Raw genomic sequence first — 15,033 nt, 5'->3', positions numbered from 1 at the left:
CTAGCCAGTTACTCGGCAGGAGTGTCGCAAATTTCTTCCATCCATTAAGGGTTACAGTATAAAAACATGAAGAATAATCTAGTCTTCAACATGTTTCAAGATGAGCTGACTGTGTTTTTTTCTAAAGGCTTTTTTTTCGTAAATTGTTGTTTTGGAATTTGTTGTTTTGAACAACAAGAACATCCGTTCTATAATGGTATATAATAGAATTTAAGGAAGTGTTTTGTTTGAGACCTAATACTAGCATTGAGAGTTTCAAATATTTCTATTGGTTGAAAGAGGAATTGCAAACGTTTTGCAGGGAAAACGGGATAAGTTCTACTGGTTCAAAGATAGAAATTTCCCATAGGATTGAAACATTTCTTCGGTCAGGAGAGATAAAAAATCCTATTAGAAAAACAAAAATCATGACGGTTGAACCTCAAGTACATTTAAGCCTTGATACAGTCATTACAGAAAACCATCGTTGTAGTCAAGATGTGAGAGCCTTTTTCAAGACTGTTATCCCTAAATTTCATTTTTCAACATATATTCAAAACTACTTTAAAAGTAACGAAGGAAAAACGTATCGTGATGTTGTAGATGCTTGATATGAGGAAGAAGAACGAAAGAAAGACCCCACATTCAAGAAAAAGATTGCACCTCAATTGAATACAATCCATTCACTAGTGACTTCTTTGCTGATCCGGAAAATCAAGGTAAAAGTCGTGCAGAAGCAATTGAAGCCTGGAATAAGATCAAAAAACTTCCTGGAAGCAACAAATATGAACCTAATAATGAAATATAAGGACACCTTAACATTTATACTGTAAAGTGATTTGAATATTAGAAGTTCCAGTTGATTGGAACGGAAGGTACGAGACTCCTGCGGGAAAGGCTCCCAGACCGCCCGCGGAAAGCGAGTGCCTGGAGTGGAAATCCTTACACATCCCCTCCTTCAGAAATCCGCTCCCTTTCCGCCGACTGTCTGCCAAGTATTGATAACTGAGGTGAAAAGGCCTGTCGTTCCTTCATTAATAGAAATGGAATTTCCCCAAAAAAATTAGACGGCTTCCGTTCGCCCGTTTGCGAATGAAAGCCGTCTAATCATGTATTATTTTATTAATCTCTTAACCTTACGCTTTGATTTCAATAGAGGGGCTTATTGTAAAGTCAGCCTCTGTTTTACTTTTCACTTCATCAAGTGTTACGCCATTTTGCAATTCAATCAATTCCATGCCAGCGTCTGTAAATTGAAAAACGGCCAGTTCGGTAATCAGGCAATGGACGACTTTTTCTCCCGTCAATGGCAATGTACAGCTTTTTTTCACTTTGGATTCCCCGTGCTTGTTCACATGGTCCATGATGACAACAATTCGTTTTGCGCCTTGGACGAGGTCCATCGCTCCTCCCATCCCTTTTACCATCTTCCCTGGAATCATCCAGTTTGCCAAGTCCCCATTCTCGGAAACTTCCATCCCGCCTAAAATGGCTAGATCAATGTGGCCGCCGCGAATCATCGCGAATGATTCAGCGCTATCAAAAAATGATGCCCCCGCTTTTGCCGTTACCGTTTCTTTTCCTGCATTGATCAAATCCGGATCAACTTGATCCTTTTGGGGATAAGGCCCGATTCCGAGTAAGCCATTTTCCGATTGAAGCATGACATTAAAGTCATTTGGTATCATGTTGGCAATCAAGGTCGGCATTCCAATCCCTAAATTCACACACATCCCATCTTTGATTTCTTTAACGGCCCGTTCTAAAATTAGTTGTCTAGTCATTCGATACTCCTCCTTTTTATGCGTTAGCAGTTGTAAGTCTTTCAATTCGTTTTTCATAGTCATTTCCTACAAGCACTTTTTGTACATAAACCCCTGAAGTATGAATTTCATCTGGATCGAGCTCCCCTGTGCCCACAAGCTCCTCCACTTCGACAAGCGTGACTTTCCCTGCGGTGGCAACGACAGGGTTAAAATTCCTTGCCGTTTTCCGGTATACAAGATTACCGAAATGATCTGCTTTCCAGGCTTTTACAAAGGCAAAATCTCCGACTATTCCTTTTTCCATAATGTATGTGCGGCCATCAAACTCTTTATGTTCTTTACCTTTTGCGACTTCCGTCCCTACTCCTGTAGCTGTATAAAAGGCAGGAATTCCCGCTCCACCCGCTCTTAAACGCTCGGCCAGCGTTCCTTGGGGAACTAGTTCGACCTCCAGCTCGCCGCTTAAAAATTGCTGTTCAAATAACTTATTTTCCCCAACATAAGAAGCGATCATTTTTTTGATTTGTTTGTTTTCAAGCAATAGACCGAGACCCCAGTCATCGACACCGCAATTGTTGCTGACAATCGTCAAATCCTTTACACCTTTGTTACGCAAAGCAATGATTAGTTTTTCTGGTATTCCGCTTAATCCGAACCCGCCTACGATAATGGTTGCTCCATCCTCGATTTGTTGAATAGCGCTATCAAAAGATGTTAATAATTTACTCATTTTCCATCATCTCCATTCTTAATACTATTCTATTAAATAAACAGTGATGTTGCAAAAGCTATGATGAACACGGTCACTGTTTTTAAAATCGTAATCGCAAAAATATCCTTGTAAGATTGGCGATGTGTCAGTCCAGTAATGGCAAGCAAGGTAATGACGGCACCATTATGCGGCAGCGTATCCATTCCGCCAGATGCCATGGATGCTATTCGATGAAGCATTTCCGGGGTGATCCCGACACTTTGGGCCACCTGCAAATAGTGACTTCCCATCACTTCTAGCGCAATCGAAAGTCCACCTGATGCGGATCCGGTAATCCCTGCCAACACATTGACGGCAATAGCTTCGGATACGAGCGGATTACCGCTTGCATTGAACACCCAGTTTTGAATGACCGAGAATCCAGGAAGTGTTTTCACCACATTCCCAAAACCAACTTCAGATGCAGTATTGAATATGGCAAGCAATGATCCCATTGCCGCAGCTGTTAATCCACTTGCCAATTTGACCTTGATGCGTCCAACATTCAGAAGCATCGCTGCAATGATACCGATGGCCAATGCAACAATCAAAGACCAGGATGAAGTGACTGTGCTTACATCGGCAATGTTGAAAGTTTCCTTCAGCATCGAAGCATCATACCAGTGCTTAACCGAAATGGCACTGCGGCTGAAAGCAAAATTAAACGCTACGACAAGGATGAGCGGTACGATGGACAGCCAAAAGTTAGGCAGGTTTTGCTGTTCTGCACTTTCTGGTTCATTGATATGTCCTTCCCCGTAGCCTTCACCATTTGCCACCGCTTGTTTACGGCGACGCTCTAACCAGATCATTCCTCCAGTGAATACCATGATTGCGCCAATAATCCCCATGATTGGAGCTGCATAAGTATCTGTTCCGAAATAATTCGTTGGAATGATATTTTGAATTTGAGGTGTTCCAGGAAGGGCATCCATCGTATATGTGAAGGCGCCCAATGCTATCGTTCCCGGCAATAGTCTTTTTGGAATGTCTGCTTCTTTGAAAATTGCCGCTGCAAATGGATAAACGGCGAATGCCACTACAAACAATGAAACCCCGCCGTATGTCAGCGCCGAGCACGCCAGCACTACAGCAAGAATAGCCTGCTTCGAGCCTAGTGATTTTACGATGGTCTTGGCAATGGATGCAGCTGCACCGCTCATCTCCATGACCTTTCCAAATACGGCCCCTAATAAAAATATCGGGAAAAACGCTTTTATATAGTTAGCCGCAAACGTCATATATGTCTCTGTATAACTTGGCAGCAAATGTCCGCCGGATAAAATGACCGCCAATAAAGTAACAATCGGCGCTATGATAATGACCGGATAGCCCCGGTAGGCTAAAAAGATTAAAAGTCCCAGCGCCACCACAATGGCTAAAATTTGAATCACCAATTCAATTCCCCCTTTTCTCCCTTGCCCCAAAATAATTCGGAAGCCGTTAAATAGAACTAGTAATCTCCTAAATTCCATATTTTTAATTTTTGCGCTTTACCATCCAAGCCTGCCTTCCCCAAGTCAAGCTGAATGATTTCCCTAAATATTGATAACGCTTTCAATAATCCCTTTTCATTTTACGTGGAAACTCAATATAAAATGACAGATGGGCCATTCACTAAGTAATTATGCAATTATTGTGCCAACTTAAATACAAGGAAAAATCTCATCTTTTAAAGCTTTTTCAAACATTTCCTTCCCTAAAATCCCTTAAAACTGTCAAGGTTTCTGCACACTCAAGGATAAACCCCAAAAAAGTGTAAGCCTTTTCTTACAACATTTACATTCGCTCTCGTTTTATGTACGGATTTCCTAACACACTCGAATATTTGCTAGTAAAAGCATGGGGAGGGGGATTCAGGCATTCGCTTACATTCGGCGGAAAGGGAGCGGAATTCTGAAAGCACCTTGCACGTTTTTAAAATGAAAAAACTGCAGGCAAACTCGATTTTCTTCGAATTTGCCTGCAGTCTGAACCCTTTGGCAAAAGGGTCCTTTCTTCAATCATAAACCATATTTATTCATTTTTTCATACAGTGTTGTTCGGCTCACTCCGAGTCTCTTTGCCGTTTCTGATTTATTGCCTGAAGTCATTTCCAAACAGGAAACGATTGCATCCCGTTCGGTTTCATCCATTACTTCAGCCAAGGTGCGGATCGAGACAGCTTCTTTATGACCCGTTATTTCTATAGGGAGATGCTTGGAACGTATCATTTCCCCTTCTTCAACTATATTCATTGCGCGTTCAATGATATTCTCCAACTCACGAATATTCCCCGGCCATTTATAAAGACGAAGCAGACGCAATGCTTGATCGCTCATCCCTTTTACGCGTTTCTTCATGAGATTCTGGTACTTTTCAACAAGATGATTTACCAGTATTTCAATGTCCTCCGGTCGCTCCCTTAAGGAAGGAACATGGATTTGCAGGACCTTCAACCGGTAATACATATCAAGCCGGAACTCCCCTTTCGAGACCATTTCCTCCAGATTACGGTTCGTTGCAGCGATTACCCGTACATCAATCGGAATACTTCCCGTCGAACCGACCCTCTCAATCTCTTTCTCTTGTAAAACACGGAGCAGCTTCACCTGCATATGCAGTGGCAGCTCACCGATTTCATCCAAAAAAATCGTACCGCCTTCAGCCGCTTCGAACTTACCTGCTTTTCCGCCTTTTTTTGCACCAGTGAAGGATCCCTCTTCATAGCCAAATAGCTCTGACTCCAGCAGCTCCGCCGGGATAGCGGCACAGTTCACTTTGACAAACACACCCATCGCCCGTCTGCTGTCATTATGAATGGAATGGGCAAACAGCTCCTTACCTGTTCCGCTTTCACCCAAAATCAAAACATTCGAGTCGCTTTTAGCGGCAATTTTGGCCTGACCTTTCACTTCCATGAAAGCGGGACTTCTGCCCATCAAATGATCAAACGTATATGAGGCCTTATTTCTCTCGCGAAAATCGCCTTTGTACTTTTTCAGCTCTACTTCAAGTGAATTTATCCGCTTGGAAAGAGCGGTGAATTGCCCGACATTCTTAAAAAGAATCTTCCCGACCGCCCCTATTAACTTGCCTTGTTTCCTTATCGGGGAACGGGTCGCAATTATATAATTATCTTTAATTTTTTGTAATTCGGCGACCTCTTGCTTGCCAGTTTTGGCGACCACATGCATACGGGTGTTTTCAATGACCTCCGTTACATGTTTCCCTATGGAGCTTTCCTGATCGACCCCAAGAAAATCCGCATAAGCGAGGCTCAGCATTTGGACATACCCTTTCGTATCGACCATCACCAAGCCGTCATAGGCAAACTCGATAATATCCTTAAACAGAAGTTCTTCATGATTATCGATATTAAGAAAATCACTTTTATTATTTGTAAATAATAGGAGGTAAATCTGATACTCCCCTTCACCCATTTGAATGATGGCTTTTCTGACAATCCCATTATTCTCATTCAAACGGATCGGAGTATTTACAGCTGGTACAAGGTTTTTTTCTAAAATCAAATGTATTTGCTGATCAAATTGATTCTCAGCAAAAGCCTCGGATAATACGCGATTGCATAGAACGATTTCTTTTTCGTTTTTCGTTACCAAAACACCAAAAGGCAATTCTTCCAATATCGCTTTCACTAATTCCAATTGAATAGTTTCATTATCGCTGGCCATTCCTACTCTCCTTAAACCGTCTGAAGTTTCCTCCATTATATCATAGGAAAATGAGGCCAAGTCATTACCGTTCCACAATCAGCGCAGTTCCCTGTCCGCCGCCGATACATAAGGTGGCAAGGCCGGTTTTTGCATCCCGGCGCTTCATTTCATACAATAACGTCACTAAGATGCGGGCACCGGAAGCGCCTACCGGATGACCAAGGGCAATCGCCCCGCCATTCACATTCACTTTCTCCGGCTTCAATTCAAGGTCATTAAGCACGGCGAGTGACTGTGCCGCAAAGGCTTCATTCACTTCCATCAATTCAATATCATCTATTGTCAATCCCGCTTTTGCCAAAGCTTTCCTTGTCGCAGGAACTGGACCATATCCCATGATTTTCGGATCAAGCGCGGCGTTTGCATATGACTTGATTGTCGCTAATGCTTCCAGTCCCAGCTCGTCCGCTTTTTCTTTAGACATCAGGACTAACATCGCACCCCCATCATTGATTCCGGAGGCATTACCTGCCGTAACCGTTCCATTTTCCTTAAATGCAGGACGCAGCTTCGTTAGCTGATCTATCGTCAGCCCATGACGCGGGTGTTCATCTTGGTCCACCAAGATCGTCTTTCCTCTCCGTTTATATTCAACAGGTGCGATTTCCTCTGCAAATCGTCCTTCAAGCTGCGCCTTTTCAGCCTTCATTTGACTATCTAAAGCAAATTCATCCTGCTTTTCACGGCTGATTTCCCACTGCTCGGCAATATTCTCTGCAGTCACGCCCATATGATATTGATTAAATACATCCGTTAAGGCGTCATAAGTCATTGAATCCACCGCTTCGGCATTACCCATTTTCTGCCCAAAACGATAATTTGGAAGTAAATACGGAGCATTGCTCATGCTTTCAATCCCCCCGGCAAGAATCACATCTGCATCTCCAAGGGCAATGAATTGCGCTCCCATTATGACCGTACGGAGGCCAGATCCGCAAAGTTTATTAATGGCCATGGCCGGCGTCGTTTCCGGAATCCCTGCATGAATCGCAACCTGACGTGCCACATTTTGCCCTAATCCAGCAGATAGAATATTCCCAACCAATACCTCATCGATCATGTCAGCCGAAATATTTGCCCGCTTAATCGCTTCCTTAGCTGCCACAACTCCCAAGTCAACCGCCGAAACATTGGCAAGACTGCCTCCAAACGCACCAACCGGTGTTCTTGCTGCCCCTACAATCACTACTTCTCTCATAATACTTCCTCCTTCTCCATTTTTAATTTTCCCAGTTTAATAAAATTACGGTCCCTCTCATTGATTTTCTGAGAAACGGTAGATTCTTCATACGTAAAAATGCCTTCTCCCGACTTCGTCCCAAGCTTTCCCTCAGCCACCAAATCACGAATCAACTCAGGCGCTTCCTTACTCTGGTCCAAAACCGGTGAAACATTATCGAAAACACGCTGCCATGTATCAAGTCCGCCAAAATCGGCAATCTCGATCGGCCCGGTAAATGCCCAGCGGAAACCTGGTCCAGCCGTTATCGCCGTATCGATATCCTCGGCATCGGCAACGCCCTCTTTTAATAGATAAAAGGCTTCACGCATCAAGGCAGTCTGGAGACGATTGGCAATGAATCCTGCTATTTCTTTTTTCAAGAGAATCGGAGACTTGCCGATTTTACGCATTAAATCCATGGTTGTCTTGACGATTTCCGGCTTCGTTTCGTCATGCTGAACAATTTCAACCAATGGAACCAAATGGCCAGGATTAAAGAAATGCGTGATGACCATTCGCTCCGCAAACGAAACCTTTTCCATCAATTGGGAAATCGGAAAGGTCGATGTATTTGAAGCAACAATTGCATCCGGTTTGATTATTTCCTCCAGTTGCTGATATAGATTTAATTTCAGCTCGATGACTTCCGGAATCGCCTCAATGATAAAATCAGCATCCCTTACTGCCCCTTTCAAGTCCACGCTGTATGTAATATTCGCTAATGCACCTTGCTTTTCCCGATCAGTCAAAGCCCCTTCTTCCATGAGCAGTGATAGATTCTCAGAAATTCGATTTTGGGCATAGTATAGCAGCTCTTCCTTTATATCGTTAATGGTGACGAAATACCCGCTAACTGCAAAAGACTGAGCGATCCCACTACCCATTACACCTGAACCGATAATGGCTATTTTTTTAATCATCCAGCTTCCCCTTTCCGTTTCAATTACCTTTATTTACTCACCTTTTTATATATGCAATATCCATGCCAACGATAAGGGGAAATAAAATTCTTTTTTTATCTTGAAAATCATGATAGACTCTTACTCATTAACCTAAACCATATTTTTATAACCTTCCCTTTTTATATTTACTCTACGGAATACTTCCCTGTTCACGACATAAAATGACAGACTTGGACCATTACATTTTTTATTGGAGGAATGTAATATGGTTAAAGATAAAGTGGCGATAATTACCGGATCTGCTAGAGGAATCGGCTTTGAGATCGGAAAGATATTTGCTGAAAATGGAGCAAAGGTCGTTTTGTCCGACCTTGATCAAGACACTGTTGAAAAAGCTGCTCAAGACCTAAGGAACAACGGCTTGGAGGTTATCGGTTTAAAAGCTGACGTAACAAGTGAAGAGGATATTATCCAACTAATCAAACAAGCTAAAGACAAATATGGACGAATCGATATTTTCATCAATAACGCCGGCCTTCAGCATGTTGCACCAATTGAAGAGTTTCCAACTGAAAAATTTGAACTGATGATCAAAATCATGCTGACCGCTCCATTCATTTCAATTAAGAACGTTTTGCCAATCATGAAAGAACAAGGCTTCGGCAGAATCATCAACATCTCTTCCATTAACGGCCTGATTGGATTCGCCAACAAAGCAGCATACAATAGTGCCAAACACGGTGTAATCGGCTTGACGAAAGTCGCCGCCCTGGAAAGCGCCTCTTTTGGCATAACCGTCAATGCCCTTTGCCCAGGATACGTAGACACGCCTCTCGTCCGCGGTCAATTGGAGGACCTGGCAAAAACAAGACAGGTACCGTTAGAAAGTGTTTTGGAAGAGGTCATCTATCCACTTGTCCCACAAAACCGCTTACTCGATGTAAGTGAAATTGCCGACTACGCCATTTTCCTTGCAAGCGACAAAGCTCGGGGCATCACAGGCCAGGCAGTCGTATTAGATGGCGGATATACCGCTCAATAAAATGCATGTTAAAAACCCCGAATAAATGGCACCAAAAAGTGCCCTGTATTCGGGGTTTTCTGTATGGAAATGTGGGAAAATTTGGTGACGAAAAGATATCCCCCATGTTAAAGTAATATAGGGATACCTCCCATTTCACACTATTAAAAGGAGGCCGCGTCATGATTATTAAGTGGGTTAGACTGCGATAATGAAAAGCGCAGGCCAATCATCATGCTCCGGTAAGTATATATTGATCTGCGCCATCGTAACGGCTATTGGATAATATTTAATACGGAGGTAAAAAACATGAGTGAACAGATACTGAAAATTAATAAAGTCGATATATGTACTGAAAGTTTTGGAAACCCTAAGGACCCTGCCGTGCTTTTGATCATGGGAGCGATGTCTTCATTAGATTGGTGGGATGATGATTTCTGTCTCCGCCTTGCCGATTCGGGGAGATTTGTGATTCGCTACGACCATCGGGATCTGGGACGGTCTACCGTTTATGAACCCGGTACCTCCAACTATACAATAACGGATTTGGCTGACGATGCAGCGGGTGTCCTGGACGCTTATTCCATAGAACGTGCTTCTATCGTTGGGATGTCCCTAGGCGGTATGATCGGACAGATTCTTGCTTTAAGATATCCGGAACGCGTAAATACGCTTACGCTAATTGCATCAAGCGTGTTCGGGACTGTAATGGAAAAACTGCCTCCAATGGATCAGAGCATATTGGACCATCATGCAAAAAGTGCTTCCATTGATTGGTCAAATCGGGAGACGGTCATCGCTTATCTTGCGGATGGATGGAAAACTTTAGCCGGTACCAAACCTTATGAGCAGGAAAGAATGTATAAACTGGCAAAAAGAGAGGCAGACCGTGCCAAGCAGATACCGAGCAGATTCAATCATGCCATGCTTGCTGGAGGAGACGAATATTTCGATCGAATGGGTGAGATTTCCGTACCTGTCCTCATCATTCACGGCACAGAAGATCCAGCCTTGCCATACGAGCACGGACTTGCTCTTGCGAAAGCCATCCCTCAAGCTGAATTAGTGACACTTGATGGATCAGGGCATGAAATTCATAGTGAAGACTGGGATATGATTATCGATTCAGTCATAAAGCTTACTTCACGATAAAGGAATAAGCCAATAAATCAGCATAAAGGAAGCCGACCAATAAAGGTCGGCTTTTCTTTATACATTCGTTAGCAGAAACCGCCATATCCTTGAACGGGATAACAGCAATCGTTACCTCTATCGCCGCCGAAACAAGCAGCTCCAACGATGATTAAGAGGATAAACAATACGACTATAAAAGCGAAACCGCCACCAAATCCACCAACATCGTTACCGCAATTTGAATCATGACCACAATTTGACAATAGAAACATCTCCTTATTTGTTTTAGGAGGAAAAAATTAAATGGGTTAATTCAACTTATGTTCTAAATAGGATAATGACACAAAAATCACCAGAAACTTTTTTCAACCACCCGCACGACCTAAAATTAACAGTTTATCAGCGCCTATTTTACTGTTTGGAGATTTCATACAGCTCCGCCTGACACCTTATTCACTCATTGAAATTAATGATTGTTTGCGACATCCAATTCCCACTAATTCAAGCTTATTGTACAATGAAGGTAAAAAGGTCCGGGGTATTTATGTTAAAAGGAAATTCTTATATTCTTGTTTTTTCCATGGCTGTTCTGTTTACAATCATACTTGTTTCAACTACTCCAATAATAATTAAAACGTTACTCGCTTTTATAACGATTGCGTTCGTATTTCCTGTCATTAGGAAATTTCTGTTTAAAGACAAATTCAGAAAAATTAAAGTGGCCTTCTACTCATCAGTGATCTTTACAATTGGTTTATTTCTAGTCTCGTTTTTTGAAGAACCATCCTTTAAATTGGATGGAGATCTCCTGATCATTATGGTTGTGCTTTTTTATAGTTTGATTGGAAATTTCTTTTATGGTTTACCAGTATCACTAATTTCTGAATTCATCTCAATGAAGTTTTCCAATATACGTTTCTGGTTATCTGGATTCATACATATTGGTTTCGGATTGGCTACATACTTTATTGACCCGGGAGGTTTCTTTATCTTTGCGGTTATATGCTCCATAATCTTTTTTGCACTAGATGAAATCACTAAGTTATATTCGACTTCTTATGGACCTAACCAGGAAACAAAAAAATGAAAAGGATAAAAAGAAATTACTCTCTTTTATCCTTTTCAAGCAGCTCAATTACTCTATCAAGTTTTTGTTCTATGCTATTGGTTTTGTTTGACCTTGCAAGAAGAGAACGAACAAAAAAGTAAACCGCAAAAATCATACCAAACAACAAAATAAACATAATAAGTTGATATACTAAATCACCGATATTGAAACCCAAAGAACCCACTCCTTTCCTTTTTTCGGATTAACTATAACTTATATCTACTGGTCAGGACATGGAGTCGACAAAAACTATTACTATAGTTTTTTAGATATCACTATTATTTCTTTATATATTTGTGTAAGTACTATTAGGATATGTATAGGGATACCGACTGCAAGTACCACAATGGAGAATAAGGTCCAGCGAAGGTAAAGAGCGATACAAGTGTAATAGTTATATATATTGATATAATTAACGCCGTCATAAGATTGCTCCTTTATTGGATAATTATAGCATAAGTGCACAGCCCGATAATACATAGGCTGTCTTGCTCCCCTGGCACCTTAGTCTTTATGAGAAATAACTACAAGAGTGACATTCAAAAAAAAGTAATAATTTTACACATTTAAACTGGAACATTTGTTCTACTTGTGTTATTCTTATAAAAACAAAAGAAAAGATCTGATCGCTGCAAACGGTTTGATCCGTAATTATAATTAAAGGTCGGTTGTATCCGCGGGCCTAACACGGTTGTACCGCTGAGCCGAGCCATTTGCTAATCTTTAGGGTGCCGGTTATAAAGACAGCTCCGAACTTCAGCTAAGCACCCATTAGTTCTATTTGAACTGATATTTTTTTAACAAAGTACAGCTATTAATCAATCATTACTCCCCATCCATCTGTTTGCCCACCATAAGGTATACTTAGTCCATCAAGTCGTTTTTGTATATCAATAATTTCTTCGTAATTTAAAAGCATTTTCATTAAACAATAACAAGTCCACTCTTCTGTTTCATCATCTTGTTCTAATTCACAAATAAGCCCGTCATCTTTGAATGATTTTAATACAGCTTCACCACTCTGTTTGTCTGGAACCGCAATAAAAAATTCTACATCTTGTGGCTCATTAAAATCAACACCTTGTTTATATAGCATTTTTAACACTTGCCCATCTTCATCGTTAGGGAATTTTTTAGGGAATAATTTCATTATCCATCATCTCCTTCCTTCTTAATCAGTGAATTAGTTCTTCTTGGTACTAGGGGACATAAAAAGGCTGCCGTAGCAACCCATGATATTTAGAGTAAGGCATTAAACAAGGTTATTGCATATTCTCGGCAATCTTTTTCAGTGCCTTTGCACGAGAAACGATAAATGCTCTCATATACTTTTCTAAAAACAACTTATCAGCTAATACTCCAATTGGACCGAACGGTGACTTATATTGAAATGTATCCATCATTATAGTTCCGCCTGGTTCTTCTATAAACTGATGTGTGTGTACGAAGGAATGGAAGGCACCCTTCACCATAATATCTACAAACTTATTTGGTTTTTCCATTAGTGTCACTTTGGCTTTCAGCCTTTGTTTAATACCAAAGTGAATGGCTTCCCAAGTAACAGTATCTCCCTCCTCTAATAGCCCTTCTGTCACACCATCAACAGCCATTTCCTTTGTGTTCGCTGTCGTTTTGGTATGGATATCCACACTCCTCGCTAGGTCAAAACATAATTCAACTGGGGCTTTAATAAATTGTTGATACTCTATAACAGGCATTTTTCAATCTCCTTATATAAGCACTTTCTATCCATCATTATAGCTCGTTAAAGCAAATTATACCTAGCTATCATTCCCTTATCCTTCCCTGTCTGCTCCATAAGAAACTTCTATGGCGGCGCTCCTCGCCGCCACCATCTACTACGAAAATCTAAACTCAAAATAGAGTCTAACCCATTAACCCCTTGACAATAATGGATGATAACAATACAACCAGGCTGAACTTTTTTTGGTGGATCTTAAGGAAGATACCCTGTATAAGAAACTGGTTGTGACAGTATGGAAGAACCATTTAGTGTACTGCTAGTACGTATACAAAAATTTTTGTAACAAATCTCCTGTCATATGTATTGTTAATCTTTTTTTGAGGTGATTTCTCCTATGGAAGCAATGATTGAACGGTGTGCTGGCCTAGATGTACACCAAGAAACAGTAGTAGCCTGTGTATTATTTGGTCCATTAGATCAAAAGCCAAAGACCTCTATTGAAACATTTTCAACTACAACAACAGGACTCTTGGCTTTAAGTGATTGGCTCGCTACCCTTCAGGTATCCGATGTTGTGATGGAAAGTACCGGAGTCTACTGGAAACCAATATGGAATATACTCGAAGGTTCTTTTCACCTTGTTCTTGCCAATGCAAGACATGTCAAAAATGTTCCAGGACGTAAAACTGATGTGAAAGATGCCGAATGGCTTGCCAAGCTTCTAAGATGTGGACTTATTGAAAGCAATTTTGTACCACCGGAGGATATTCGTGATTTACGAGATCTTACTCGTTATCGAAAAAAATTGATTCATCATCGCACATCAGAACAGAATCGCATTCACAAAATTCTTCAAGATGCTAATATCAAGCTAACATCCGTATTATCAGACATTTTTGGTGTATCGGGACGCCGTATCCTTGAAGCGATTCTAAACGGTGAAAAAATAGAGACCGATGGTCTTCGAAAAATGGTGGATTGGCGAACAAAGGCAAGTATTACTGACATTGCCAGTGCAATTAATGGTCGTATTCGCCGTCATCATCGTGATATGTTGCGTTACCATTGGGAGCATATGAGTTATTTAGAAAAAGCCATAGAAGAATTGGAAAAACAAATCGATCAACTCCTGTCCCCCTATCGTAAGGAAGTAGAATTATTGGATGGAATACCTGGTGTGAACAAAGCTGCCGCAGCTACTTTTATTGCAGAGATGGGCGTTGATATGTCCGTATTTAAGTCAGCTAAACATCTTGCCTCTTGGGCTGGTGTGAGTCCTGGAAATTACGAAAGTGCTGGTAAAAAAAAACGAGTAAAACCACACAAGGTAACAAAGCTTTGAAAACGATGGCTGTAGAGTGTGTACTAGCGACATCAAGGCAAAATAATCGAATTGCTTCACATCGAAAAAGGATTACCAAAAGGCAGGGAAAAATGAAGGGACGAATCGCTTCTGCTCATTTACTACTAACGATTGCTTACAACATCTTAAAAACAGGGGAACCCTATCAAGAACTAGGCTCAAATTACCTTGAAGAAAAACAAAATAACAAAGAGTTAAAAATGATCGAATACCTAAAAAAGAAAGGCTATACAATCGATCCATCTGAACAACAAACTGCATAACCAGTTAAAATAACGACATAGTACATTTACGTCCTTCAAAAAAATTAGAATATGGTGGGCTTATTTAAGTATGGCCTTTCACTAAAGTGTTTTCATACAAAAA

At 41.1% G+C, this 15,033-nt stretch carries 15 protein-coding genes and 1 pseudogene; 6 read left to right on the top strand and 10 right to left on the bottom strand.

What is annotated here, in order from left to right; all coding sequences use genetic code 11:
• Positions 1 to 227 precede the first annotated feature (227 nt).
• A pseudogene (locus tag ADA55_RS15185) lies at positions 228 to 787 on the top strand (DUF6434 domain-containing protein).
• A gap of 328 nt (positions 788 to 1,115) precedes the next feature.
• Here ADA55_RS15185 and ADA55_RS15180 read toward each other — a convergent pair.
• The 6 genes from ADA55_RS15180 to ADA55_RS15155 all read right to left on the bottom strand — a co-directional run bounded on the left by ADA55_RS15180 (position 1,116) and on the right by ADA55_RS15155 (position 8,354).
• Positions 1,116 to 1,763 carry a 3-oxoacid CoA-transferase subunit B gene (locus tag ADA55_RS15180; RefSeq protein ID WP_048685380.1) on the bottom strand — a complete coding sequence of 216 codons (648 nt, stop codon included), beginning with the start codon at positions 1,761 to 1,763 and terminating at the stop codon, positions 1,116 to 1,118.
• A 16-nt stretch (positions 1,764 to 1,779) separates the two neighbouring features.
• Positions 1,780 to 2,475 (bottom strand): CoA transferase subunit A, encoded by a 696-nt coding sequence (locus ADA55_RS15175; RefSeq protein ID WP_034309718.1) that lies wholly within the window; start codon positions 2,473 to 2,475, stop codon positions 1,780 to 1,782.
• 32 nt (positions 2,476 to 2,507) lie between these two features.
• Complete coding sequence (locus tag ADA55_RS15170) at positions 2,508 to 3,893, bottom strand: GntP family permease (protein WP_034309720.1); 1,386 nt, start codon at positions 3,891 to 3,893, stop codon at positions 2,508 to 2,510.
• Positions 3,894 to 4,499: 606 nt separating this feature from the next.
• The gene (locus ADA55_RS15165; RefSeq protein WP_048685378.1) at positions 4,500 to 6,170 is read right to left on the bottom strand and encodes a sigma-54 interaction domain-containing protein; all 1,671 of its coding nucleotides are present in this window, start codon (positions 6,168 to 6,170) and stop codon (positions 4,500 to 4,502) included.
• A gap of 64 nt (positions 6,171 to 6,234) precedes the next feature.
• On the bottom strand, positions 6,235 to 7,410 hold the full coding sequence (locus ADA55_RS15160; protein ID WP_048685373.1) for an acetyl-CoA C-acetyltransferase: 1,176 nt from the start codon (positions 7,408 to 7,410) through the stop codon (positions 6,235 to 6,237).
• Entirely contained in the window at positions 7,407 to 8,354 is a 948-nt protein-coding gene (locus ADA55_RS15155) for a 3-hydroxyacyl-CoA dehydrogenase family protein (RefSeq protein ID WP_048685370.1), read from the bottom strand. The genes ADA55_RS15160 and ADA55_RS15155 overlap by 4 nt, the downstream gene beginning before the upstream one ends.
• 247 nt (positions 8,355 to 8,601) lie before the next feature.
• On the opposite strand from ADA55_RS15155, the gene ADA55_RS15150 reads away from it, so the two are divergent.
• Both ADA55_RS15150 and ADA55_RS15145 read left to right on the top strand, forming a co-directional pair.
• The gene (locus ADA55_RS15150; protein WP_048685367.1) at positions 8,602 to 9,378 is read left to right on the top strand and encodes a 3-hydroxybutyrate dehydrogenase; all 777 of its coding nucleotides are present in this window, start codon (positions 8,602 to 8,604) and stop codon (positions 9,376 to 9,378) included.
• A 288-nt stretch (positions 9,379 to 9,666) separates the two neighbouring features.
• Positions 9,667 to 10,509: an alpha/beta fold hydrolase gene (locus tag ADA55_RS15145; RefSeq protein WP_048685365.1), complete on the top strand. Its 843-nt coding sequence runs from the start codon at positions 9,667 to 9,669 to the stop codon at positions 10,507 to 10,509.
• A gap of 68 nt (positions 10,510 to 10,577) precedes the next feature.
• Here the strand turns inward: ADA55_RS15145 and ADA55_RS15140 are convergent, their stop codons facing one another.
• On the bottom strand, positions 10,578 to 10,763 hold the full coding sequence (locus tag ADA55_RS15140) for a YjcZ family sporulation protein (RefSeq protein WP_048685358.1): 186 nt from the start codon (positions 10,761 to 10,763) through the stop codon (positions 10,578 to 10,580).
• A gap of 272 nt (positions 10,764 to 11,035) precedes the next feature.
• On the opposite strand from ADA55_RS15140, the gene ADA55_RS15135 reads away from it, so the two are divergent.
• Positions 11,036 to 11,578 (top strand): hypothetical protein, encoded by a 543-nt coding sequence (locus ADA55_RS15135; RefSeq protein WP_048685355.1) that lies wholly within the window; start codon positions 11,036 to 11,038, stop codon positions 11,576 to 11,578.
• A 16-nt stretch (positions 11,579 to 11,594) separates the two neighbouring features.
• On the opposite strand, the gene ADA55_RS15130 is transcribed toward ADA55_RS15135, so the two are convergent.
• From ADA55_RS15130 to ADA55_RS15120, 3 genes are all read right to left on the bottom strand, one after another.
• Positions 11,595 to 11,783 (bottom strand): DUF4083 domain-containing protein, encoded by a 189-nt coding sequence (locus tag ADA55_RS15130; RefSeq protein WP_055348348.1) that lies wholly within the window; start codon positions 11,781 to 11,783, stop codon positions 11,595 to 11,597.
• A 630-nt stretch (positions 11,784 to 12,413) separates the two neighbouring features.
• Entirely contained in the window at positions 12,414 to 12,749 is a 336-nt protein-coding gene (locus tag ADA55_RS15125; RefSeq protein ID WP_048685351.1) for a ribonuclease E inhibitor RraB, read from the bottom strand.
• A gap of 112 nt (positions 12,750 to 12,861) precedes the next feature.
• Positions 12,862 to 13,317: an SRPBCC family protein gene (locus tag ADA55_RS15120; protein ID WP_048685347.1), complete on the bottom strand. Its 456-nt coding sequence runs from the start codon at positions 13,315 to 13,317 to the stop codon at positions 12,862 to 12,864.
• A 381-nt stretch (positions 13,318 to 13,698) separates the two neighbouring features.
• On the opposite strand from ADA55_RS15120, the gene ADA55_RS15115 reads away from it, so the two are divergent.
• Positions 13,699 to 14,646: an IS110 family transposase gene (locus ADA55_RS15115; protein ID WP_213068208.1), complete on the top strand. Its 948-nt coding sequence runs from the start codon at positions 13,699 to 13,701 to the stop codon at positions 14,644 to 14,646.
• Entirely contained in the window at positions 14,643 to 14,930 is a 288-nt protein-coding gene (locus tag ADA55_RS30555; protein WP_054399254.1) for a hypothetical protein, read from the top strand. The genes ADA55_RS15115 and ADA55_RS30555 overlap by 4 nt, the downstream gene beginning before the upstream one ends.
• Positions 14,931 to 15,033: the final 103 nt, after the last annotated feature.

Origin of the sequence: Bacillus sp. 220_BSPC (genome assembly GCF_001054655.1) — a bacterium.
Classification (GTDB): Bacteria; Bacillota; Bacilli; order Bacillales; family DSM-1321; genus Peribacillus; species Peribacillus frigoritolerans.
The sequence above is the reverse complement of the archived record's forward strand: the minus strand, read 5'-3'. Positions and strand labels throughout refer to the sequence as shown.

What these genes read in the sequence shown, in the direction of transcription:
- ADA55_RS15140 (WP_048685358.1), bottom strand. Translation starts at nt 10,763, where the DNA reads ATGTTTCTATTGTCAAATTGTGGTCATGATTCAAATTGCGGTAACGAT.
- ADA55_RS15160 (WP_048685373.1), bottom strand. Translation starts at nt 7,410, where the DNA reads ATGAGAGAAGTAGTGATTGTAGGGGCAGCAAGAACACCGGTTGGTGCG.
- ADA55_RS15150 (WP_048685367.1), top strand. Translation starts at nt 8,602, where the DNA reads ATGGTTAAAGATAAAGTGGCGATAATTACCGGATCTGCTAGAGGAATC.
- ADA55_RS15145 (WP_048685365.1), top strand. Translation starts at nt 9,667, where the DNA reads ATGAGTGAACAGATACTGAAAATTAATAAAGTCGATATATGTACTGAA.
- ADA55_RS15165 (WP_048685378.1), bottom strand. Translation starts at nt 6,170, where the DNA reads ATGGCCAGCGATAATGAAACTATTCAATTGGAATTAGTGAAAGCGATA.
- ADA55_RS15135 (WP_048685355.1), top strand. Translation starts at nt 11,036, where the DNA reads ATGTTAAAAGGAAATTCTTATATTCTTGTTTTTTCCATGGCTGTTCTG.
- ADA55_RS15125 (WP_048685351.1), bottom strand. Translation starts at nt 12,749, where the DNA reads ATGAAATTATTCCCTAAAAAATTCCCTAACGATGAAGATGGGCAAGTG.
- ADA55_RS15180 (WP_048685380.1), bottom strand. Translation starts at nt 1,763, where the DNA reads ATGACTAGACAACTAATTTTAGAACGGGCCGTTAAAGAAATCAAAGAT.
- ADA55_RS15120 (WP_048685347.1), bottom strand. Translation starts at nt 13,317, where the DNA reads ATGCCTGTTATAGAGTATCAACAATTTATTAAAGCCCCAGTTGAATTA.
- ADA55_RS15155 (WP_048685370.1), bottom strand. Translation starts at nt 8,354, where the DNA reads ATGATTAAAAAAATAGCCATTATCGGTTCAGGTGTAATGGGTAGTGGG.
- ADA55_RS15115 (WP_213068208.1), top strand. Translation starts at nt 13,699, where the DNA reads ATGGAAGCAATGATTGAACGGTGTGCTGGCCTAGATGTACACCAAGAA.
- ADA55_RS15175 (WP_034309718.1), bottom strand. Translation starts at nt 2,475, where the DNA reads ATGAGTAAATTATTAACATCTTTTGATAGCGCTATTCAACAAATCGAG.